Genomic DNA, 23,120 nt, shown 5'->3' on the forward strand with positions numbered 1-23,120 from the left:
TGCAAACCTTTTTCGCGTTCTGAGATTGAGTTCCCCGGAGCAAGCGTGCGACGGTGCGCGGGGGCGCGCACCTACCGTTACGGGATTGCGCTTGTTGTTTTTTCTGTGCGCGCGTTTTTTTCAACACGAAAAATCCCGTGTCGATGCTTTCGCTTGCGAACCTTTTTCGCGTTCTGAGTTTTAGTTTCTCGGAGCAAGCGTGCGACGGTGCACGCGCTTGCAAACATTCCCTCGTTCCGAGTTTGAGTTCCCCGAAACAAGCGTGCGACGGTGCGCGGGGCGCGCGCGCCTACCGTTGCGGGATTGCGCTTGTTGTTTTTTTCTGTGCGCGCGTTTTTTCAACACGAAAACCCCCGCGTCGGTAGGCCGCGGCGCACAGCGCCGCTGCCGGCGAGCGTTTGCTACAACCAGGCCGAACTGAGAACGCGCAAAAGACCAAGCAAACGCATGGACTAACACACGAATAAAAATTATAATCGGTCAATCGGATTGATTAGGCTTGTTCGGGAAGCTCTGTTTTCCGGGCGGGCGGCTTTGAAACGCGGGAATGAAAGGCGCTGGTTTGCGTTCTCGTTTCCGTCAGCCTGGGCGGCGTTGTTGCCGGACAGGCCTATGGAAAAAGGGACAGGACTTTTTCGGGTTCTGTCTTTTTTATTTTTGCTCTGACTGTTTTCAGCAGAGCCTTTATTTTATGGAAGCGGGGAAACGCGGCATTGCGGTTCCTTTGCGGCAATTCCCTTTTCGGGAATCACTATACGGCAATTTTTTTATCGGAGTTTTTCAAATGGCAAAGCAGACGAAGTACATCTTCATCACGGGAGGCGTCGTTTCCGGGCTTGGAAAGGGAATCGCGGCGGCATCAATCGGGCTGATTCTCAAAAGCAGGGGGCTTTCTGTCGTCAACCAGAAATTCGACCCGTACCTGAACATCGACCCGGGCACGATGAACCCAATCCAGCACGGCGAGGTTTTCGTCACGGATGACGGGGCGGAGACGGATTTGGATCTCGGGCACTACGAAAGATTCACCGACACGTCGCTGTCGCAGAGCTCGAACACGACGGCGGGACGCGTCTACATGACAGTCCTTCAGCGCGAGCGCGAGGGCGGATACAACGGCGGGACCGTCCAGGTCATCCCGAACGTGACCGAGGAAATTCTCAGGCGGATGCTTCTTTCCACCGAGGAGACGAACGCGGACGTAATCATCACGGAAATCGGCGGAACGATTGGCGACATCGAGTCGCTCCCGTTCATCGAGGCAATCAGGCAGATAAAATACAGGGTCGGCGAGGAGAACTGCTGCTACATTCATCTGACGCTCGTCCCGTACCTCAACAAGGCGAAGGACATCAAGACGAAGCCGACGCAGCATTCCGTGAAGGAGCTTCAGGAACTCGGAATCCAGCCGAACATTCTCATGCTCCGCTGCGACGAGACAATCGACAACGCGACCCGCGAGAAGCTCGCCCTCCTGTGCAACGTCGACAAGGACTGCGTCATTCAGAACACGACGGCGCGCTCGATTTATGCAGTTCCGCTCCAGCTCGAAAGCGAGCACATCGGCGATGCCGTCTGCAAGGTTCTCGGGCTCGAGACGCCTCCGACAGCGCTTTCCGAATGGTCGAAGATGGTGGACGTCTTCCACAACCCGAAGGACAAAGTGAAAATCGCGCTCGTCGGAAAATACGTCGCGCTCCATGACGCGTACCTTTCGGTCGTCGAGTCGCTCATCCACGGCGGAATCGCGAACGAGCTTGCGGTGGAAATCGACTGGGTCGACTCTGAGGAGCTTACGGACGACGAAACGGCAAGGAACAGGCTCAAGGACGCCGACGGAATAATCGTCCCCGGCGGATTCGGAACGCGCGGAATCGAGGGAATGATTCTGACTGCGAAATACTGCCGCGAGAACAACGTCCCGTATTTCGGAATCTGTCTCGGAATGCAGATTATCGTAATCGAATACGCGCGCGACGTTCTCGGCTGGAAGGACGCGCACTCGACGGAGATGGACAAGGAGACGAAGCATCCCGTCATCGACCTCATGCCCGACCAGAACGGAAAGATTCTCGGAGGAACGCTCCGCCTCGGAAAATTCGAGTGCGCGGTGAAAGACGGCACGAAGACGCTTGAGGCATACGGAACGAAAACTGTCTGGGAACGCCACCGCCACCGCTACGAGTTCAACAACGCATTCAGGAGCGACCTTGAGAACGCGGGTCTCGTCATTGCCGGCGTGAACCCGGAGCGCAATCTTGTCGAGGTTGTGGAAGTTCCGACGAACCCGTGGATGGTCGGCGGCCAGTTCCACCCGGAATTCAAGAGCCGCCCGAACAAGGCAGGACCTCTTTTCAGAGAATTTATAAAGGCCTCATACAAAAACAAAAAGTAGGCTGAATTTTTTAAGATTTTCAAAAACAGACCGAAAAAGCAAAATTCGGTCTGTTTTTTTTTGCGGAAGTTTATTTTTCAATATTGGAATCAGAGATAACTCCTATTCTGCTAAATATTTCTGCTGAATTTCCGTAATTTCCCTTGTATATCCTGATATTCACAATGCAAATCGTCACATTGCTTCTCGTAAGCATGAAATAATCTTATATCATTACATTCACCCATTTTGGATTCCAAACTCTCTATTTGCTCAGGAATTTCCTTCAATCGATTTTTTAATGCTGCTATTTGCTCTTGGGAATACTCAATTTTTACTTGTTTTTTAGGGAAAGAATCAGGTTTTCTATCTGTATTTTTTTTCTTAGGAATGCAATCATCAGAAAGTATTATGCTTTCCTTTTGCTTTTCAGAGGTTCTCAAAAAAGCTTGTGCTGGAAGGAAATCCCTTGGTTGCCACAATATTTTCTTTGATTTTTGAGTTTCAGTTTGATTTTTAAAATTACTTAAATCTGATTTTCGTCTTATTGAAGCAAGTTTATCTAAGTAGTTTGTCAAATCATTTTGAACATTACGATATTTCGTTGCGTCACTTTCAGGAACATTCTTTACCATCTGCAAAAAAGCTGTTCGCGCATTTGAGCATAATTTTGTATATAACTTTTGACCGAATGCTAAAACCCTATATAACCATTGCTCTCCAAATTCTTCATATTGCTGTTCTTCATCTTTTCTAATCTTTTCCACTTCAATCAATTGCTCCTCAGGCAGAAAATCGTATTCTTTTGTATTGACAATGCTTAAAGTTACTTTCCTGAGCTCTCCGGACAGGATTTTTATCTTGCCATAAAGCCTCGATTTGTTTATCACGCTCTCGTTTCTCAACAATTCTTCGATTTCCCCATACATTGGGAGACGATAGCCATTTTCGTCTATTTCTGAAACATCAAACACCAATTCATTATGGTCTATTTTCGGATTAAAAAATTCATAGCAAGGATTCAAGCCGTCCTGAATGCTTTTTTTATTGCATAAGTACATTGCTTCATAAAATGTAACAGCCTGCCTGACATTTAAATCAAGGAAAAATTCAGAGCCGTTATAAAGCTCCATTTTCTCACCATCTAAAATTTCATAACTTTCAATTCTTTCAGCAGCTTCTCTTATTTTGTTGTATTCATCTTCTGGTAAGTCTTTGAAAGAAGTAAAAGAAATTACATTTGATGTTTTCTCATCATTTTCTATTGGCGGATTTTCATCTGCGGTTGTTGCGACTGACTCTTGCGAAATATCCTTTTTGAAATATGAACAATCGCTTAAATCCTCTTCCTCCACACCATTGCAGTGAAGCAAATGCCAGAAATCTTCGACATCGACTTTTTCGTATACATCATGATAATTTCCTTTAACGGATATAGTAGGAATGTTTTCAAGCAATGATTTTTCAAGATTGAAATGTGACATACAAGAGCTTGCATCAAATTTATCCAATCCCGCAAACAAACGTTTCGGCGATAAACGATATTTCTCGGATATCGGCTCTTGAGTCAAAACTGAGATTATTTCATCAGAAGAAATTCCTTTTAAAATTTTTCCTACCTGCAGATAGAATTCATCTGTCTTCATTTTTGCAGCCTGTTCAAATAAGCCATTGAGATTGGACAGAGCTGTTTTTATTCTTCTTGATTGGGCATCCAAGTGAACCCAGGGGGTAATTGAAACTCCTGAATAATCATAATTTATTCTCGCATCTAATCTAGAAATACCAGCTTTGATATCAATCTTATTGAATTCTAATGGATGATAGCATAATTTGAATTTTTCCTGCTTATCAAGTTCAAAGACAAAAAGAACGTTAAATCTGACAGTTTTACGCAGGGCTCCTATCAGATTATTAAGCGAAACAGAATCCTCATCTTCATCTGTACTGTCGGAGCTGTCAAGAAATATAGATTCATTAGAAAATTTGACTAGAACAATTCGTAAATAATTTTCACTGTCCTTTGTTTCAACAGAACCATAATAATATATATCTAAAATGCCATACTTTTCTTTAGGACGCAGTTTTAAATTAAGTTTTCCCTCGTCCGCGAAAACCTTCTCATTATTACGCTTGAAAATACCATCCCATACTGATTTTTCTGATATCTTTAGCTTATTTACAGACAAAAATTTTTCAAACATCTTTTACCTCAATACAAAATACGAAACCAGTTCCAGTTTCTTTTGATTGTCTTCAGACATATTATTATCCAAGTCGGTGATTTTTCCATCTATAAAGTCAATCAGCATATCATCCTCTTCTTTTTCAATCAAAGACTCCTCTGCCCTTTTCAGGTATTCCTTTGCTTCGGTTAATGATTCAGAATAACTTTCGTTCACTTCATTATTTCCGTTGCAAGCCTCCCTGATTACGGAAAGCATCTGAACGGAATCCATGACTTTAGCTTCAGAGTCCGAAACATAAACAAAGTGGAACGGGAAAAAAGGATACTGCCGTCTTTTTTCTTCAATCTCATTCTCTGCTGCTCTTTCTTTTAATATGAAAATATCGCCTTTAGGGAAATTATCATTTTTTATAACCGTGCAAATTCCTTTCGGAAATGTTTCTATTGTATCAGGAGTTTTTTCGTTTCTGATTTTCGAAAGGTAATTTTTATACTCATTTTTAAAGCCCAAGCTGCTGAAATCGGTGATAGAAAAAGAATTGCTTGCTTCAAAATTGCCGTTTTTGATATTAGTGAATTCACGCAGCAGGACTTTTTCCTCGTCATCATCAAGAGCTGTCTGTTTTATATTCTTTTCAATTTGTTCTGCGCGGTAATCAAAATCATTGCCTGTTGAATCCGCAGAAAGAGGATTATCAAGGGCAGTTCCTGATAAATCCGTCGCAACCATTCTTCCTTCAACACGGCTTTTCAGCTGAATATACAAGTTCAAATCCTCGCAGGGCCAGAAGTTTACCATCTGAATTTCTTTGTTCACACTGCCGATTCGGTCGATTCGTCCGAACCTCTGGATTATTCTTGTCGGATTCCAGTGGATATCATAGTTTATGAGGAAATCGCAATCCTGAAGGTTCTGGCCTTCGCTGATACAATCAGTTGCAATAAGCAAATCTATTTCGCCCTGGATTTTTGGATATAGCTCATCCTTATGCTTGGATTTTGGCGAAAAACATGTAAGAATCTTATTGAAATCCATTTTTTCACCTGTCTGCAGGCTTGTTTCCTGATAAGTTCCTGTCACAAGTGCCGTTTCAATATTGAATTTTTCTTTCATAAAGCCTTTCAGCTTATTGTAAAGTTCATGGGCTGTATCAGAGTAGGCTGTAAAAATTATTATCTTTTTGTTGTTTCCGTTTTGCGGATTCGGACTATAAATCTTACTTTTTATTATTTTTTTGAGTTTTTTTATTTTTGCATCTGATACCAAAAAGCCATGTGCATAATCCCTAAGGCGAACAATAAATCTCAAATCAGTCTTCAATGCGTCATACCAGCGGTCCAAATCAAGATGCTCAAGCCGTATCTTGTATTTTTGATTTGTCAAAATGATATCGTCATCATCTTCTTCAAATATTTTGATGTCATCATTTATTTCGATAGTCTCTTCATTATGATTTTTTTTGAAGGCTTCTATTTTGCTGATTGCTTCCTGAGTTTTTTTCTCTATGTGCTCCAGGGTCTTGTCAAATGAATAAGCCGAACTTTCAAGTCTTTTCAATACATTCGAGCGAATGAGCTTTTTAAATTTTACCGGGTCGCTTTTGATACGGGAATTCGAGATGTCCTTTATAAACGAAGAATATTTTTCTGTATGTTCAGGTCTGATATAACTAGGAACAGAATAAACAGAAAGATTCCATTGCAAAAGCGTCATGGCGATTTTCTCATAAAGCTCGGACGCATTCATGCATTCGTCGTATTTTTCGATGGATACAGGCGGAAGCCTTTTTGGAAAATTCAATTGAGAATTACTGCCGTAGAATTTCTTTATATGGTCTCTTGAACGGGCAATCGAGATAGTTTCGAGGATTTTTATAAAAACTGGGTCCAGTACCTGAACAAGGCTTCTTGTTGTTTTTTCCTCATCAGGATTCTTCAGCCATTTTTCAAAATCCCTGTCAGCTTTATTGAAAACATTGCGGAGAGTTTTTCCTTTTGGCAGAATTGAAGAACAAATTCCATCCGTGCAGACAAGCTCCAGCTGATTTTTCATATCCGTAAATCTGTTGTTGACCGGAGTTGCCGAAAGCAGAAGGAGCTTTGACTTCACCTCACCTCTCACAACCTTTGACATCAAAAATGAATAACGGTTTTCAATGACGTGCTTGGTTTTGTCAGTTTTGAGTCCGGTTCGAAAATTATGAGATTCATCTATGACAACAAGTCCATAGGAATCCCAGTTGATATTCTCAAGATCCCTGTCGTCCCATGATTTTCCTTTACGTCCTAAATCCGTATGGAAAAGCAGGTCGTAATCAAATCTTTCTTTCAAGAAGTTATCTTTGTCTGCGTGCATAAATGCCCGCCAGTTGTTCTCAAGCTTTTTAGGACATAAGACAAGGACTCGGGTTCCTTCCAGAAGGTATTTTTTAATCACGCCAAGAGCAGTAAAAGTTTTTCCCAAACCAACGCTGTCAGAAAGAAAGCACACGCCAAGAGTTTCAAGGCGGTTGATGATGTCTTCTGCGGCGTGCTTCTGGAAATCGAACATCGCATTATAGATTTTTGAATTCTGAAAATTCTCGCTTACTGCATTTGCCGCCGTGTTTTTATCCACATCCTGATTGAACAGCTCTTTCAGCAAAAAATAATATGCGTCGTTCGGAGAAACAAACAGGCATTTCTTTAAGCCCTCAGCAATTTTTTCATTCACTTCAAGGGATTTACGGTCTTGCCATAATTCCGAGAATTCTTTCTTTATATCAGCATAATCTTCTTCGTCCGAGGAATATTTATGATTTCTGTCAGTGTAATTTTCGTCCGCAGAAAAACCAAAATTCTTTGCATTAAGAAAATCCTTTTTGAACTCATAAGCCCATTTTTTGGTGACGATAAAACATGAATCGATTCTTTCACATTTTTTTATTCTGATTTTTCTTTCTTTCAGAAGTTCGATAAGCTGCAATGCAATATTTGCAGATTCCAGTCTTTTGGAAGCAGGAATATCAAAATCTTCGTCAAAAAAGTCTTTTATGTTTTCATCGGAAATAAGAAGCTTTATTTCCTTTGCCTTCCCAATCTGTTCTTTTAATATATCAAATGCAAAAATTGAAAAAGATTCCGCCTGTATTAAAATACTGTCATCATCACAAATGCTTTCGCGCAAATCCTGAATAATCGAATGGTCGTCTGTGTTTTTTACTGAGCTCATATATTACAGAATACCATAGTTGATAACTTTATTTCAAAGCATAAATTCATCCTCCAAAACTGGGAGTTGAAACTAATACAAAAACCCGAACAGCCACAAAAAAGCCGGAAGACTACACTCTTCCAGCTCCAAAATGATTAGACAAATTCAAATTTCACAAGCCTGACGAAGCAGGAACTTCCCGTGGGCGAATCCAAATGTCGGCGTCGCATTCCTTGTTTATGCCGTTCACCTTCATCGTCGAAGTGTACTGCCAGAATTCGAAATCGTAAGGCAGCTGCGGAGAATCCTCATAGTCGGCGTACCAGAATTTGTAGTCGCGGAGCCTTCCCATGTCCAAAATGAAAGCCTCCCAAATGTGGTTGGCGTAAATCATCGGCTCGTATCCAGCCTCCCTTATCTTTTCGCAGAAGACGATTGTATTGTTGTTGAAGACACTTGGTTGAACATCGTCCGTGCGGGCGGTGTCCCAGCCAACACTCTCCGGGTCGTAGACAATCGGCAGGGTTATTTCGTAGTCCTTGATTTCATTGAGGACAAGCTCCGCCTCCTCAAGAGCCTCCTCCTCGTTTATGGCCTGAGAATAGACATACACACCAACGTCGAAGCCCGCCTCAATGGCATTCTTCACGTTCTCATGGAAATTCTCGTCGATTCCCGAGAAATTGACGATGAGAGAATGAATTGCCGGCTTGTTGATAGCGTCCAAACGCTTTGTCAATGAGGAAAAATCCATTTGACAGCTTCTATTCTGATAAACTGCCCGCCCGCCGCGAGGAAGTTCCACGCAAACGGGAGGGCAGTTTTTTAGGACGCGGGAAGCTAGACCTCGAACTGGTCTATCTGCGAGCCGATTTGGGTTATCGTCTCGCTGACCTTCGATGATATGTCGATAAGCTCGGAGCTGCTCTTGTCGATTTGCGCGGCTTTCTCGTCCATCGAATTGATGAAATCCTGCATTTTCGTCGAGCTTCTCTTCAGCCTGCTGACCTGCTCAAGGATTGAGTGGTTCCCGTTCGACATTTCCTTCGACGCGGAGTTGACCTCAACCGAGCTGTCGTTCATCGCGTGGAGGGCTTTGATTATCCGCGAAGAGCCCTGCTTCTGCTCTGACATCGCGTTCTGGATGAGCTGCACGAGCTCGTCGGTGCTCCTGATTCCGTTCGTGACGGCGGTGAACGCGGCGCTCGTCTGCTTCGAGGCGGAGACGACGTTCTCGATCGACATCCTGATGTGCCCGAGCTTCTCGCCTATCGTCTTCGACTGCAGCGACGAATTCTCGGAAAGCTTCCTGATTTCGTCGGCGACAACGCTGAACCCTTTTCCGGCATTTCCCGCGTGAGCCGCCTCGATTGCCGCGTTCATCGCGAGGAGGTTCGTCTGCCCCGCGATGTTCGCTATGACCTTGTTCGCCTCAAGAAGCAGCTTTGAGTCCGCCTCGATTTTCAGAATCATCTCGTTCACGTCGTTCTGCTTGTGGAATCCGTCCTGCGCGCTCAGCGAAAGTATGTTGAACGAGCTTACCATCTTCTCGACGGTGCTGTTCACGGAATCGATGCTGCCAATCATCTCCTCGACGGCACCCGTAGCCTGCGCCACGCCCTCCGCCTGCTCGGAAATCATCTTCTCAAGGGAATCGATGCTCGACGCGATTTGGTTCACGGTCGCCGAAGTGTCGTTTATGCCAACGGACTGCTCCTGAATCCCGGAAGTCGTCTCGATTATGCTGTTCTTGATGCTCTCGATTGCGTCCGCGGAATTTATCGTCGTGCGAGAGAGCGTATCGCCCGCATCGACGAGCGTCACCTGCGATTTTTTCAGCTCGGAGACAATCGACTGGAGCTTTTCCGTGAATTTGTTGAATCCCATGACAATCTCGCCGATTTCGTTGTTCGACGAGACGGAAATCCGCTTCGTGAGGTTCGCGTTTCCGGAGGCGATTTCGATAATCGTCTGCTCGACTTTCTTGAGCGGGCTCAGAAGGTTCACGAGGACGAATCCCGTAATCGACATGAGGACGAACGCAATCACGCCGAAGGAAATAATCATGATGTTCCGTATCGAATGTCCCGCAGAATAAATCTGGCTCTCGCCGATGTTGAACCCGAGGCTCCACGGCGTATTGTGGACGGGCGTATACGTCACGAATTCCTTTTTCTTCGTCATCGGATTCCGTATCCAGCCGGAGCCCGTCTTCCTTCCGACCATCTTCTCTGAAATCGCCTGCAAATCGGCGTTCTCAGAGGAAAGCCCTTTGAGGAAATTCCTTTTCATGGCGAACCCGTTCTCCGGGTACATAATAACCGTCCCGTCGCCGGCAAGCAGCCACGCGTTCCCCGTCTCGCCGAGCTGGATGTCGCTCACCATTTTCTGTATGGTGCTCAGCGGATAGACGCCCGCAAAAACGCCGAGCTTCTTCCCGTTCACGATTACGATATGCGCGACGTAGAAAATCGGCTTCTTTATGACGGCGTCCATCTTGGGGTTGCTGACGTACTCGTAGTTTCCCTCGTCGATGACCGCCTTGAAGAATTCCTCGTTCCTGCAGTCGGAGACGGTTCCGTCGTCGCGGTACGCCTTGCCGTCGGGCGTGCAGAAATACATGGCGTCGATGTTCGCGCTTTTCTTCTCGTTCCTCCCGCACATCCATTTTATGATTTTTTCCGTGTCGAGGCTCTGCACCACATCGGACTCGACGTAAAAGCGGATTTCGCGCAGGTACATGTTCAGGCGGTTAGTGAGCATCATCGAGTACGCCTGCGCGATTTCGCCGCAGTTCTCGCCGTAGCTCTCGCCCGTCGATTTGTTCGAGTAGCTCGTCACGAGGATAAGCTGGACGCTCGTAAGCACGAGGAACACGAGCGCGATTGTTATCGTAAGGACCGTAATAAGACTGATTTTTCTGCTGCGTTTCATAGTTCAAGCCCCTTATTTTCCGTTCGAATAGAAAGCGTCCAGCTGCCTCTGGAATTCCGCGATAATCTTCTCCATGCCCGCTTCCTTAAGCTCCGCCCTGAATTGCGCCACATACGCCTCCGGATCGGGGTCCTGGCCGTAGCAGATATTCCCCATGTACTGGCCGTATATGTCGGAAACGGCGTCAAGCTCCGAGCTGACCTTCGACAAATCCCATACAATCTGGCTGAACGGATAATCAATCTTGCATTTGTCGTACACCGCATTTATCTCGTCGAACACGTCCCATGCCGTCGCCGTGTCGCGCACCTCAAGGTCGTCGTTCCTCCCCCACCAGTAATTCGTGACGATTCCTTGCGAGCCGGGAACAGGCTCCCTGTATCCGGAAGAATTCCGCCTGAACTGGACGCCCTCGATTCCGTAATTGATGAGCTCGTAGCATTCCTTGTCGTTCCGCAGAAGGTCGTACACCATGAGCGCGCGCTCGGGATGCTTCGACGCGGCGGAAACTGCCATCGCGCCGTGCGTAATCGTCTGGTAGACGACGTTCTGCGATTCCTCGCCGAACCAGAAGAACCCGGAATCGGCGCCGGGGACCTGCTTCTTGAGCTTGTTGTAGACCTGCGTGTACCACGTCTGCGTGTGGTGCTGCTCGATTCCGGTAAGCCCCGCGCAGAATTCCTCGCGGTTGTCGTTGCTTCCGGTCATGTTGTTCGTCAGGATTTCCTCTTTCCAGAACCCGCGCAGGTTCCATTCGCGCATGAGCTTCGCGTAATCGACAAGCTCCCGTCCCTCCAAGAACGGGGAATAAATCTTCTTGAGGTTGCTTTTCCGCGTGCCGAACATGTTCGTCGACGTTATTCCGTCCGCGATTATGAAATCGGATTTCGAGCTTATATATCCCGTCGCCTGGAACGTGCTCGACGAGCCGTCGCTGTCCCACGGAATCACGCCCTTGTTTTCCTTGACGAACGAAAGATACTTGGTCAAATCCTCCCAGCTGTGAACGCCGTTCAGCCCCGCCTGCCGCGCCCAGTCGAGCCGGTACATGAAACCGTGGTTCGTCCACTGCGTGTAGTTGTCCTCCGGCATAAGGTAGATGCTTCCGTTCATGCGGCAGACATCCCAATGCTCCTTCGACACGGATTCCCACGTTTTGGGCGCGTACTTTTTGAGCATATCGTCGGAAAGCGGCATGAAATTCCCGAGGCTGGCGTTTTTCCACGCGTCGAGCCAGTCCGTCGCCGTTCCTATCAAATCGATGGAGCCGTCCTTTTCGGCAAGCTTGAGGTTGTAGTTCGTCTGGTAATTGTTCCAGGGAATATAGTAAATGACCAGCTCGGCGTTCACGAGTTTCGTAAGCCGCTCGTTCAGTTTCTCGAGCATTTCCGACGTTCCGCTGTCATGGGGTTTGTTTCCCGTCGTTAGGTAGGTGATTATGACGTGGTGGGAAGGAACATCTGTCTCATCAATGACTCTTTTTCCGGAACAGGAAAAAAGCAGAAGGGACGAAGCCGCCAAAATTGCTTTTACGAAAGCCCGTTTTCTCATAAAGAATGCTCCAAAGCGAAGTAATTGGGGTAAAATCAGCCTCGTTTTTTCAAAAACGAGACGAAATAATGCTAAGTCCAAATTTGAAGATTAGCAAGTTCTTATTTTTGAGTACGCCAGTCCGCAGAACCATGCTATAATTAGACTTAAATTTCACAATCACATGCTTACACAAGGAGACGCAAATGGGCATAAAAACCAGAATCGAGCTTGCACTGCTTGGGCTTATATTTCTTACAGCGTCAACGATAGCGACGTTCAGCTACCTGCAATCGAAATCAGAACTTACGAAAGCGGTCGAGGGCGGGAACCTCAACATGGCGCAGACCGTATCCGCGCGAATCCAGATGATTAACGGGCGCGAGTTCAAGATGCTCGAAACAATCGCGAAAGTCCCCGACATGCGCGACCCGGACATTGATTTGCACGACAAATGGGTGATTGCCCATGCGGTCGGCGAAGGGGACGACACCTATTACGGAATCGGCTGCTGGGACATCACGGGGAAAGGATACGGTTCTGCAGGAAAATACAATGATATGAGCAGCCGCGAATACCTTCAGATTTCGATGCAGGGAAAAAACGCCCTCATGGATCCAAACTGGTCCGCATCGAACGGCCATCTGTGCACGTTTTATGCCGTTCCATTCTATGATTGGTCCGGACGCCAGATAGGCGAAGTAAGCGCTGTCGTCGATGCGACAGCCCTGTGCCACACCGTCGCGAACATCACGGTCGGGAAAAGCTCGCATCCGTTCGTCATAAGCCGAAAAACAGGATTCTATGTCGCCCATCAGGACGAAAACTACGTCAAGGACACGGTCCACCTTTCCAATGGCGCTTCAGAGGGCTTCAAGCCCATCATCCAGAAAATACTTGCGGGCGAAAGCGATGCCGAAGTGTACTACGACGAAATCAAAAAAGAGAAATTCGCCATCGCCTACCAGCCGATTGACGGATGCGAATGGACGGCAGTGTGCCTCGCCCCCTACAGCGATTTCTACAGCGGGATTTCCGTCCTTCTCCGCGCGATGATAGGAATCTCAATCGTCGCGCTTATCGTCTCGTTCATAGTCGGCATGGTCGTCGTGAAACACTCGATAAAGCCGCTCAAGAACGTCAGCTCCGCAATCGGCGCCATCGCATCGGGGGACGCAGACCTGACGCGCAGGCTCAAATCGACGGCGAACGACGAAATAGGCGACGTCGTGAGGGGATTCAACAAATTCAGCGCGCACCTCCAGGAAATAATCGGCGACGTGAAGAATTCGAAGGACGATTTGGTCGTGACGGGCGACGACATGGCGAGCGTGTCGCAGGACACGGCAAGCTCAATCACGGAAATCATCGCGAACATCCAGAGCGTCCACCGCCAGATTGAGGACCAGAAAAGCAGCGTGGACCAGACGGCGGGCGCGGTTAACGAGATTGCGTCGAACATCGAGTCGCTCCAGAAGATGATTGAGAACCAGTCGAGCGGCGTCGCGCAGGCTTCGGCGGCAGTCGAGCAGATGATAGGGAACATCTCCTCGGTGAATTCGTCGATGGACAAGATGGCGACGTCGTTCGGCGAGCTGCGGACGGACTCGCGCTCGGGATTCGGGAAGCAGAAAATAGTGAACGACCGCGTGCGCGAGATTGAGAGCCAGTCGAAGATGCTCCAGGAGGCGAACGTCGCCATCGCGGCAATCGCCAGCCAGACGAACCTCCTCGCGATGAACGCCGCAATCGAGGCGGCGCATGCGGGCGAGGCGGGAAAGGGATTCGCCGTCGTCGCCGACGAAATACGGAAGCTCTCGGAAACGTCGTCAAACCAGTCGAAGACAATCGGGGCGCAGCTCAAGAACATCAAGAAATCAATCAACGACGTCGTCGTGGCCTCCACGGACGCAAGCTCGGCGTTCGACTCGGTCTCGAACAAGCTCGAGGAGACGGACGCGCTCGTCATGCAGATAAAAGCCGCGATGGAGGAGCAGAACGAAGGCTCGAAGCAGATTACCGAAACGCTCCACACGATGAACGACAGCACCGTCGAGGTCAGGAACGCGTCGACGGAAATGGAGAAGGGAAACAGGATGATTCTGGACGAGGTGCGGAACCTCCAGAACGCGACGATGGTAATGACGCAGAGCATGGAGGAGATGAAAATCGGCGCGCGGAAAATCAACGAGACGGGCGCGACGCTGAACACAATCTCGACAAAAGTGAACGAGTCAATCATCAAAATCGGGAAGCAGGTCGACCAGTTCAAGGTGTAGAGGTTCCGGAAAGGCGCATCCAAAAACGGATGCGTTTTTTTTGCCCCGCATTCTGCGGCAATAGCATTTGCGCATCAGAACGGCTAGAATGGGCGCATGAGCGGGAAAGGAAAATTGTTCAAGTACGAGACGCACCTGCACACGGCGGAGGCAAGCGCGTGCGCTGTCTCACGCGGGGCCGAGTACGTCCCCGTATACAAAAAACTCGGCTACGACGGGATTTTCGTGACCGACCATTTCTTCGGCGGGAACACGACGGTGCCGCGCGCGCTTGACTGGGAGGAACGAATCCGCCTCTACGCCAGGGGCTACGAGAACGCGCGGGCGGAGGCGGAGCGGCTGAACGGGGACGACGGCGGGAATTTCAAGGTCTTTTTCGGAATCGAGCAGACGTTTCAGGGCGACGACTACCTGATTTACGGGCTCTCGAAAGAATTCCTCATCGCGCATCCGGAAATCGAGGGAATGACGCACGCGGAATTGTTCCGCACTGTTGACGGCGCGGGCGGGCTGATGATTCAGGCGCACCCGTTCAGGCTGCGGCACTACAACGAGGCAATCCACCTCCATCCGCGGGAAGTCCACGGCGCGGAAGTGTACAACGCGGGGAACAGGGAAAGCGAGAACGCCCTTGCCGAATTCTACGCCGCCGAATACGGATTCATCGAGACGAGCGGCTCAGACATCCACTCGGCGGATTTCGCGGCGGAGGAAAAGACGGCGGGCAAAATGCGCGTGGGCGGGGTCGCGTTCGGAACGCCGGTCTTGAGCGGCGAGGATTTCATCGCGCGGGTAAAGAAACGCGAGCACGCGCTCATCAAATAACCGCGCCCGAAAAATCGAAGCCGGGCTTGGCATCGACGAATGATATTTTGCCGTTTGTGTGACAGAGCAAAAGATTGATGACAGAATGTCCCGTGCATGGACAGAAGCTGTTCTATCCATGCCTGTCTAAAAGGCGGCCCATAGAATCCGCTCTATCTAAGCGGGCTGCTCCACCCTAACTAGATTGAAAGCGCACTCTAGCTAGAGCATGCTCCACTCATAGTCGTGTATACGCTCCCCATTTCCGTGTATTGACGTACCGCGCTATGTGTTATACGGCACGTTTATAGCTAGTTCTCATACCGCAACACTACAGGTTAACGCCGGCCGGCACAGCAAGCCGCATTCCGGAACTTCACACGGACAAAGAAAAACAATTTGCGCGCGTCGTTTTTCGCTTTTATAATCGGCATTATGAAAAAAACGAACTGTTCCTCTCTTTCCAGCGCGCGTTTCTGCGCTCTCCTTGCATCTGCGTCCCTCCTCGCCTTTTTGACGGCCTCGTGCACGGAGGAGACGGGCGAATACATAAACGGCGAGACGCAGGAAAAATCATACGCCACGTTCACCGCGAACAAAAACGCGTGGAAAGAACCGCCCAACTACACGTTCTCCTATACATACAGCTTCGGCGACAGCGACGTGGGCGCGGAATTCCTGACGGTCGTCACCGACGGAACCGGCGCCTGCACCTCGAACTGCGCGGGCGACAGCAGAAAAGCCGATTTCCATTTCAGCTCGATACGCGCGCTCTACGATTATTTCGACGGCGTGTGGAAGAACTCGCTCTGCGCGGGAAAGAGAAGCGCCGGCGAATACGACTGCTGCTCCGCCGTGTACAAGGAAAAGGACGGTGTCCTGTACCCGCATTCACTATCGCGCGGAATCGGAACATCGGGCGCGGAAGGATACGGCGGCGACAGCTTTTTCATCAGGGACATCTCGTTCGAAAACCGCGCGACATTCCTTCGGAAAAAAGCCGGATGGAAGGATGAAACCGGCGCGCGCTCGTTCAGCTACTGGATTTCGTACGAAGAAGGAGACAGCTCGTCAGACACGGGGACGATAAAGGTCACGGCAAACGCGGACGGGACAATCTCATATGAGAAAGAGCGCCCCGACCGTTACGAGGAATTCAGCGGCACATTCGGCGGGAGCGGAATTTTTGAGGGAGGCGCGCTCTACCCTTCAATCGGCGCCGTCTACGACATGCTCGACAAGGCGTGGAAGGAAGAGGAACGGAAAACGGGCGAATTCGGAAACTACGCGGCAAGCGTTTTTCTGACGACGGAAGAAACGCCGTCAGGCTTCTGCCCAACATCGTTCGAGCTCAGAAGCTTCTTCACCGACGAATACCGCGGCTTTCCGAACGATGACGGCGGCAGCGGAAAGCCGAAAGCGGGAAAAGAATCCTCGGCGCACCTTTTTGTCGGCGTAAGGGCTGACTGACATTTCTCCGCCCGCGCACACGTTTCGATTTTTCTGTATAATAGGCGCGTCCGGCAAATTCGTTTCCGGAAGGCTCAATGCGGCAGAAAGAGAACGGAGCGGCACGGTATGCCGCCCGAAAAATGGAGAGAAATATGTCACGAGAGAAAATCGTCGTCCTCGACTTCGGTTCGCAGTACGCGCACCTCATCGCAAAAAGGTTCCGCGCGCTTGGCTATTATTCGGAGATTGCGCTTCCGTCGGCGGGTCTCGACGCGTTCGAGAACGCGAAGGGCGTCGTAATGTCGGGCGGTCCGTCGTCAGTCTACGAGGACGACGTTCCTGAATTCAACGAGAAAATCCTTTCGCTCCAGATTCCGATTCTCGGGCTCTGCTACGGACATCAGCTCATGGCGAAAAGCTACGGCGGAAAAGTCGGCAAGGCGGAAGTCGGGGAATTCGGCATCGCGCACCTGGAGAAAACCGGCGCGGGAAAAGAATCGCCGCTTTTCTCGGGGATTTCCGACACGACGCAGGTTTGGATGAGCCATCAGGACGGCGTCCTCTCGCTCGGGGACGGGTTCACGGTAATCGGAACGACGAAGGACTGTCCGTTCGCGGCGGTGGAGGATTCGAAGCGGAAACGCTATTCCCTCCAATGCCACTGCGAGGTCAAGGACACGCCGGAAGGGAACAGGATTTTCGAGAATTTCGCGGGAATCTGCGGGATGGAGAAAAACTGGGACGAGGATACCGTGCTTCAGGTAATCATCGAGAACATCAAGCGCGACGCGAATGACAAGAACGTGCTTCTGTTCCTCTCCGGCGGCGTCGATTCCACCGTCGCGTTCGCCCTCCTCAACAAGGCGCTCGGCCAGGAGCGCGTCCTCGGCCTCCACATCGACAACGGGTTCATGAGGAAGAACGAGTCGAAGAACGTCGAGAAAGCGTACAAGGCGCACGGGTTCAACAATTTCATCGTCGAGGACGCGTCGGAAAGCTTCCTTTCCGCGATAAAGGGGCTGACCGACCCGCAGAAAAAGCGGATGGCGGTGGGGGAGAATTTCATCGCGGTGAGGGACGCCGTCGTCAAGGCGCAGAACCTCGACGAGTCGAAGTGGATGCTCGCGCAGGGAACCCTTTATCCGGACATCATCGAGTCGGGCGGGACGAAGAATTCGAAAACGATAAAGACGCACCACAACCGCGTCGACGGAATCCAGAAGCTCATCGCCGCCGGAATGATAATCGAGCCGCTGAAGGATTTGTACAAGGACGAGGTCCGCTCGATAGGAAAGAAGCTCGGGCTTGAGGACGAGCTTGTCATGCGCCATCCGTTCCCCGGCCCGGGACTTTCCATAAACGTCCTCTGCTCGGACGGGATTTTCAGCGGAAAGGACGAGGAGGAGCTGAAGGCGGCGCAGGAGGAGCTGGACAAGGTTCCGATAACGCAATTCTGCGCGGACTGCACCTCATCGATGAAACGGAGCGTGCTTCCCGTTCGCTCTGTCGGCGTCCAGGGCGATTTCAGGACGTACCGGTTCCCGGCATGCCTCACGTTCGCGGAAAACGGCGGCGGATTCTACCACGTCCCGAAAGTGCGCGAAAAAGTCGAGGCAGCCTCAAGCGCGATAACGAACAGCGCGCGCTTCCTCAACAGGACTGTCATAACGATTTACAAGAATCCCGCCATAAAGGACGGCGACATGAAAATCCAGGAAGGATACTGCACGCGCGAAAGGCTCGACCAGCTGCGCGAAGTGGACAACATCGTTCTCACGGAGCTGCACGAGCGCGGGATGTACAACGACATCTTCCAGCACCTTACGATTGACCTTCCGTACGCCTCCGCAAAAGACCGCGCGAGCTTCGTCCTGCGCCCCGTCTGCTCGGAGGACGTCATGACGGCGCGGTTCGCGTGGTTCCCGCAGGACGTGCTCGAAAGCATCGCCAGGAAGATTGCCGCCCTCCCGTTCGTCGACGCGCTCTACTTCGACGCCACGAACAAGCCGCCGGCAACATTCGGGTGGGAATAAGGCGCCCGCATCAATTAACGCGCGTTATTCTTTGTTCTTTGGAGCGGGCGCACGAAGCCCCCTGCATTTTTTGCAGGGGGTGCGCCTTTTGGGGTGGGATGTGCGCACGCTTTGATTGACGCGCGTTAATCCCTGCTCTTGGGAGCGGGCGCACGAATCCCCCTGCTTTTTGCAGGGGGATTTTTCTGTATTGGCGCGGAGAAAAATGCGAATAAAAAAGGTATGAAGGATGATTCCATGTTATAATGCTTGACACTATTTGTTGCATAAGACACGGCAAAATGCGCATTCGGGTTGGGGAACCGGCCGGACGGGGCGCGTATCAAGGAGGAGCGCATGACGCAGGAAGAGAAAAGCAAGATTTTCGGAAAGAAGGTATTTTTCGTTACGCAGAGCCGCAAGCTGATAAATCTCATAAAAGACAGGCTTCTCACGCTCGAATACGAATTCTACATAATCGAGGACTACAAATTTCTCAAGAACATATTGTCCGAAAATCCTGATTCAATCTGCTTCATATCGCCGGATTTCCAGCTCAAGCGGGAAGGATGGCACAACCTCATAATATCGCTGAACAGCGACTCCGAGTACAGCTCGACAAAAATAGGCATAATCTCGGACGGGATGAGACAGAGCGAGCTCGACCAGTTCCAGGCGCGGCTTACGCTTGAGGCGGGGCTTATTCTGGTAGATGACGGGGATGACGAAGTCTTCCGGTTCATCATAAAGACGCTCGACAAATTCCAGGCAAAGGGAATGCGGCAGTACGTCCGCGCGAACTGCGGAAGCGACTCGTCGAGCGGGATTTTCTGGACGGAAGGAAACACGATGTACAAAATGCGCGTGCTCGACATCAGCTCGGTCGGAATCGCGATCGACATCCCGGAAAAATTCCACCATGTTTTCAACGGGAAGACGGGCATAGAGCACTGCACGCTCATCCTCAACAAAAAGGAATACCGCCTCGCGCTCGACATAAAGATGATAAAGCCCGGGCGGAACGGATACATCGGAATCGCAATGTTCCGCATGGGAATCCCCAAGAAACTGCTCGACACGATACGGGCGTACATCTCAAGCCAGCTGACGAACGACCTCTTCGAAATGATTGCAAAACGCCCGGCCGACCGCACCGACTACAACGAAATCGCGCTCTGACGGCTAGACGTCCCAATTCTGCTCGCACTGCTCCTTCCACACGCCGTCAATGAGAAGCTCGTGCGGAAGGAACCTTCCTTTATAGCTCATCGCCCTGCATTTCGATATGTAATACCCGAGATAATAAAAATCGTATCCGCTCGCGGCGCAGTACTCGATTTCCTTGAGGATCGAGTACGTCCCGAGCGAGCGCCTCATCATGTCGGCGGAGATGTCGTAGTAGAAGTAGCACGACGAAAGGGATGTCCGCCCCAAATCGATTATTCCGACGCCGACGAGCTTCCCGTCCAGCCGGTAATCGAAATTCACCGTCCCGGGGTAGAACGGCTTCTCGAACTTCTCGATTCCGTTCATGTCGAAAAGGACCTCAAGCGACTTGCTGCGGGAAAATGGCTCCGTCTTCTCGTGGCGCTCCATATACCGTGAAAAAAGGTCGGCCTTCTCCATCGTAATCATGTCCTCCGCGCCCGTGACGACGCGCATCTCAATGTCGGAATTCCGCCGCAAAAGATGGCGCTGGTTTTTCGAGAACGCGAATTTCCGGACGGGAATCCTAATCGGGACGCACTGCTTGCAGCCGGGGCAGACAGCGTTGTAGACGAATTTTCCCGAGCGGCGAAAACCGCCGGAAAGGAGGCTGTCGAAGAGAGAAGGCAGCCCGCCGGAGTATTTTTCGTCACCGTCCCCGCCTTCATCGGGAAGGGGAATGAAAAATTCAACAGAATTCCTGTCGTCAAAATAGCCGCACCTGCCCTCAAGCATACTGCCCTCAAACATGTTTCCGCTTCCGGAGAAATCATCTAAAGTCCGTTCTTCCATAGCAAAAAATTATATTCCCATACATCAGTTTTTCAAACAGCAAAAAAAAGGAACCCTGCCGCGCGCGGAGGATTCCCGAATTCCGCATCCCGAACGAGCGCCCGGGATGCCTCAAAGAAAAAAAATCAGAGATTTCCGGAAAGGAACGACGAGAGCGCCTCGCACGCCGCTTCCTCGTCCTCGCCCTCGACGGAAACGGAAAGGAGCGCGCCCTGCTTCGCGCCGAGCGACATGACGGAAATCATGCGCTTCGCGTCGACTTCCTTTCCGTTGCATCCGAGCGTAATCTTCGACGAAAATCCCTTCGCGACTTTAACGAGCTCGCCTGCGGGGCGGGCATGGATTCCGAGCGCGTCAGTTATTGTGTAATCGAACTTCTTCATGAACAAAATCCTCCAAACTCAAAAAAATATACGGAACGGCGCGAATGGAAACGGTTTCCCGGACGCGCCGGACAATCATGCGACTTTCTTCTTCAGGATGCCGAGCATGAGGCAGCTGGCAGCGGAACCGACAAGAAGCGCTATTATGTATGCGACGGGATTCCCGACGACGGGGAAGACGAACACGCCGCCGTGCGGTGCCATAAGCGTGCAGCCGAACAGCATGGAAAGGGCGCCCGCAACTGCGCTTCCGACGATACATGACGGAAGGACGTGCGCGGGGTCTGCGGCCGCATACGGAATCGCGCCCTCGGTGATGAACGCAAGCCCCATGATGAAGTTGACGGGACCCGCCTTGCGCTCCTCCGCCGTGAATTTGCTCTTGAACAGAATCGTAGCCGCCGCAATGGCAATCGGCGGGACCATTCCGCCAATCATTACCGCCGCCATGATGTTGTAGTGACCCTCCGCGAGCATTCCCGTCGCGAAGACGTAAGCAGCCTTGTTCACCGGGCCGCCCATATCGACAGCCATCATTCCGCCGAGGAGGAGGCCCAAGAGGACGGCGCTAGCTCCGCTAATGCGGTTAAGCCCCGCGTTGAGCCATCCGTTTATCGCGCCGACGACAGGCTCGACTATGAAATTCATCCCGAGACCGACGACGAGCATTCCGAGAAGCGGGTAAATCAGGACGGGCTTGAGGCCGTCGAGGCTCTTCGGAAGCGACGAGAAGAGCTTCTTGAAGCAGAGCACGGTGTATCCGGCGAAGAAACCGGCAACAAGCGCGCCGAGGAATCCCGACGTACCGTTCGCAGCCATGGCACCGCCGAGGAATCCGACAGCAAGGCCGGGGCGGTCGGCAATCGAGAACGCGATGAATCCCGCGAGGACGGGAAGCATGAAGCCGAACGCGACCCCGCCGACTTTTCCCTTGAGGAAGGCAGCGGCAGCCGTCATCGTGCCGAACGTCCCGTCAGGCGTGATTCCGTTCATCTTGCAGTAGATTCCGTCGATGAGGAACGCGAGCGCGATGAGGATTCCGCCGCCGACGACGAACGGGAGCATGTGGGAGACACCGGTCATGAGGTGCTTGTAGACCGTCCCGCCAGCGCTTTTCTTTTCCGCGCCGGAAGAAGAAACGTCGGACGCGGACGCGGAGAAGACGGGCGCGTCACCTTTTGCCGCACGCGAGACAAGCTCCGCGCTCCTGCTGATTCCGTCGGAGACGCGGCACTGTATGACCTTGCGCCCGTCGAACCTTCCCATCGGGACGTTGACGTCGACCGCGACGATTATCGCAGACGCGTGCGCGATTTCATCATCGGTAAGCTCGTTCTTCGTTCCAGAAGAGCCGCGCGTCTCGATTTTTATCGTCACGCCGGCAGCCGCGGCAGCCTTCTTGAGGTTCTCCTCCGCCATGTACGTGTGCGCGATTCCGGTCGGGCATGCCGTGACGGCAAGCACCTGCGGGAATCCGGATGATTTCTCCTGCGAAGCGTCCTTCTCGTCCTTCGCGGACTCAGCCTTGTCCACGACGGCGAGGAATTCCTCCACGGTTTTCGCCTTGAGGAGGTCCGCCGTAAAATTCTCGTCGAGAAGCAGCACCGAAAGCTTGCTCAGCACGTCAATATGGACGTTGTCCTTTGAATTCGGTGCGGCGATGAGGAATAGTATCCTGACAGGCTCTCCATCCGGGGCATCGTACTCGACACCGGCAGGAACGGTCATCGCGGCGAGAGCCGGAAATTTCACGCTGTCGCTCTTGCAGTGAGGAATGGCAACTCCCTCACCGACCGCAGTCGTGCTCTCCTCCTCGCGGACAAGCACGCCGCGCCGGTACGCCTCGACATCGGAAACTGCCCCGCTGTTCGCCATGAGCGCAACCATCTTGTTGATTGCGTCGTTCTTGTCCTTGGCTTCGCCATTGAGACAAATGCTCTTTGGATTGAGCAAATCTTTGATTCTCATAGTTC

The 23,120-nt window shown here is 50.8% G+C and carries 14 protein-coding genes; 6 read left to right on the plus strand and 8 right to left on the minus strand.

Going from position 1 to position 23,120, the window contains the following annotated elements; genetic code table 11:
- Positions 1–784: 784 nt before the first annotated feature.
- Positions 785–2,395 (plus strand): CTP synthase, encoded by a 1,611-nt coding sequence (locus TRESADRAFT_RS01920; RefSeq protein ID WP_002702342.1) that lies wholly within the window; start codon positions 785–787, stop codon positions 2,393–2,395.
- Positions 2,396–2,505: 110 nt separating this feature from the next.
- On the opposite strand, the gene TRESADRAFT_RS01925 is transcribed toward TRESADRAFT_RS01920, so the two are convergent.
- The 5 genes from TRESADRAFT_RS01925 to TRESADRAFT_RS01945 all read right to left on the minus strand — a co-directional run bounded on the left by TRESADRAFT_RS01925 (position 2,506) and on the right by TRESADRAFT_RS01945 (position 12,240).
- The gene (locus TRESADRAFT_RS01925) at positions 2,506–4,578 is read right to left on the minus strand and encodes a hypothetical protein (protein ID WP_002702344.1); all 2,073 of its coding nucleotides are present in this window, start codon (positions 4,576–4,578) and stop codon (positions 2,506–2,508) included.
- A gap of 3 nt (positions 4,579–4,581) precedes the next feature.
- On the minus strand, positions 4,582–7,773 hold the full coding sequence (locus tag TRESADRAFT_RS01930) for a helicase-related protein (RefSeq protein ID WP_002702346.1): 3,192 nt from the start codon (positions 7,771–7,773) through the stop codon (positions 4,582–4,584).
- Positions 7,774–7,927: 154 nt separating this feature from the next.
- Complete coding sequence (locus tag TRESADRAFT_RS01935) at positions 7,928–8,509, minus strand: GH25 family lysozyme (protein ID WP_002702348.1); 582 nt, start codon at positions 8,507–8,509, stop codon at positions 7,928–7,930.
- An 86-nt stretch (positions 8,510–8,595) separates the two neighbouring features.
- On the minus strand, positions 8,596–10,689 hold the full coding sequence (locus TRESADRAFT_RS01940) for a methyl-accepting chemotaxis protein (protein ID WP_002702350.1): 2,094 nt from the start codon (positions 10,687–10,689) through the stop codon (positions 8,596–8,598).
- 12 nt (positions 10,690–10,701) lie between these two features.
- A complete protein-coding gene (locus tag TRESADRAFT_RS01945; RefSeq protein ID WP_002702352.1) occupies positions 10,702–12,240 on the minus strand; it encodes an ABC transporter substrate-binding protein in 1,539 nt (512 codons plus the stop codon).
- 185 nt (positions 12,241–12,425) lie between these two features.
- On the opposite strand from TRESADRAFT_RS01945, the gene TRESADRAFT_RS01950 reads away from it, so the two are divergent.
- The 5 genes from TRESADRAFT_RS01950 (at position 12,426) to TRESADRAFT_RS01970 (ending at position 19,945) form a co-directional block, all read left to right on the plus strand.
- On the plus strand, positions 12,426–14,498 hold the full coding sequence (locus TRESADRAFT_RS01950) for a methyl-accepting chemotaxis protein (RefSeq protein WP_002702354.1): 2,073 nt from the start codon (positions 12,426–12,428) through the stop codon (positions 14,496–14,498).
- Positions 14,499–14,594: 96 nt separating this feature from the next.
- A complete protein-coding gene (locus tag TRESADRAFT_RS01955; RefSeq protein WP_002702357.1) occupies positions 14,595–15,323 on the plus strand; it encodes a PHP domain-containing protein in 729 nt (242 codons plus the stop codon).
- Between the two features lie 414 nt (positions 15,324–15,737).
- Positions 15,738–16,772 carry a hypothetical protein gene (locus TRESADRAFT_RS01960; protein ID WP_002702359.1) on the plus strand — a complete coding sequence of 345 codons (1,035 nt, stop codon included), beginning with the start codon at positions 15,738–15,740 and terminating at the stop codon, positions 16,770–16,772.
- A gap of 134 nt (positions 16,773–16,906) precedes the next feature.
- Positions 16,907–18,787 carry a glutamine-hydrolyzing GMP synthase gene (guaA, locus tag TRESADRAFT_RS01965; RefSeq protein ID WP_002702361.1) on the plus strand — a complete coding sequence of 627 codons (1,881 nt, stop codon included), beginning with the start codon at positions 16,907–16,909 and terminating at the stop codon, positions 18,785–18,787.
- A gap of 336 nt (positions 18,788–19,123) precedes the next feature.
- A complete protein-coding gene (locus TRESADRAFT_RS01970; RefSeq protein ID WP_002702363.1) occupies positions 19,124–19,945 on the plus strand; it encodes a hypothetical protein in 822 nt (273 codons plus the stop codon).
- A gap of 3 nt (positions 19,946–19,948) precedes the next feature.
- Here the strand turns inward: TRESADRAFT_RS01970 and TRESADRAFT_RS01975 are convergent, their stop codons facing one another.
- The 3 genes from TRESADRAFT_RS01975 to TRESADRAFT_RS01985 form a co-directional block, all read right to left on the minus strand.
- Positions 19,949–20,764, minus strand: coding sequence for an arginyltransferase (locus tag TRESADRAFT_RS01975; protein WP_081478457.1), 816 nt, complete (start codon positions 20,762–20,764; stop codon positions 19,949–19,951).
- Positions 20,765–20,889: 125 nt separating this feature from the next.
- Entirely contained in the window at positions 20,890–21,147 is a 258-nt protein-coding gene (locus tag TRESADRAFT_RS01980) for an HPr family phosphocarrier protein (protein WP_002702366.1), read from the minus strand.
- A gap of 75 nt (positions 21,148–21,222) precedes the next feature.
- A complete protein-coding gene (locus tag TRESADRAFT_RS01985; RefSeq protein ID WP_002702368.1) occupies positions 21,223–23,115 on the minus strand; it encodes a PTS fructose transporter subunit IIABC in 1,893 nt (630 codons plus the stop codon).
- Between the last annotated feature and the right edge of the window lie 5 nt (positions 23,116–23,120).

This window comes from Treponema saccharophilum DSM 2985 (assembly GCF_000255555.1).
Lineage (GTDB): Bacteria > Spirochaetota > Spirochaetia > Treponematales > Treponemataceae > Treponema_D > Treponema_D saccharophilum.

What these genes read in the sequence shown, in the direction of transcription:
- TRESADRAFT_RS01975 (WP_081478457.1), bottom strand. Translation starts at nt 20,764, where the DNA reads ATGGAAGAACGGACTTTAGATGATTTCTCCGGAAGCGGAAACATGTTT.
- guaA (WP_002702361.1), top strand. Translation starts at nt 16,907, where the DNA reads ATGTCACGAGAGAAAATCGTCGTCCTCGACTTCGGTTCGCAGTACGCG.
- TRESADRAFT_RS01920 (WP_002702342.1), top strand. Translation starts at nt 785, where the DNA reads ATGGCAAAGCAGACGAAGTACATCTTCATCACGGGAGGCGTCGTTTCC.
- TRESADRAFT_RS01950 (WP_002702354.1), top strand. Translation starts at nt 12,426, where the DNA reads ATGGGCATAAAAACCAGAATCGAGCTTGCACTGCTTGGGCTTATATTT.
- TRESADRAFT_RS01945 (WP_002702352.1), bottom strand. Translation starts at nt 12,240, where the DNA reads ATGAGAAAACGGGCTTTCGTAAAAGCAATTTTGGCGGCTTCGTCCCTT.
- TRESADRAFT_RS01960 (WP_002702359.1), top strand. Translation starts at nt 15,738, where the DNA reads ATGAAAAAAACGAACTGTTCCTCTCTTTCCAGCGCGCGTTTCTGCGCT.
- TRESADRAFT_RS01925 (WP_002702344.1), bottom strand. Translation starts at nt 4,578, where the DNA reads ATGTTTGAAAAATTTTTGTCTGTAAATAAGCTAAAGATATCAGAAAAA.
- TRESADRAFT_RS01980 (WP_002702366.1), bottom strand. Translation starts at nt 21,147, where the DNA reads ATGAAGAAGTTCGATTACACAATAACTGACGCGCTCGGAATCCATGCC.
- TRESADRAFT_RS01930 (WP_002702346.1), bottom strand. Translation starts at nt 7,773, where the DNA reads ATGAGCTCAGTAAAAAACACAGACGACCATTCGATTATTCAGGATTTG.
- TRESADRAFT_RS01970 (WP_002702363.1), top strand. Translation starts at nt 19,124, where the DNA reads ATGACGCAGGAAGAGAAAAGCAAGATTTTCGGAAAGAAGGTATTTTTC.
- TRESADRAFT_RS01935 (WP_002702348.1), bottom strand. Translation starts at nt 8,509, where the DNA reads ATGGATTTTTCCTCATTGACAAAGCGTTTGGACGCTATCAACAAGCCG.
- TRESADRAFT_RS01940 (WP_002702350.1), bottom strand. Translation starts at nt 10,689, where the DNA reads ATGAAACGCAGCAGAAAAATCAGTCTTATTACGGTCCTTACGATAACA.
- TRESADRAFT_RS01985 (WP_002702368.1), bottom strand. Translation starts at nt 23,115, where the DNA reads ATGAGAATCAAAGATTTGCTCAATCCAAAGAGCATTTGTCTCAATGGC.
- TRESADRAFT_RS01955 (WP_002702357.1), top strand. Translation starts at nt 14,595, where the DNA reads ATGAGCGGGAAAGGAAAATTGTTCAAGTACGAGACGCACCTGCACACG.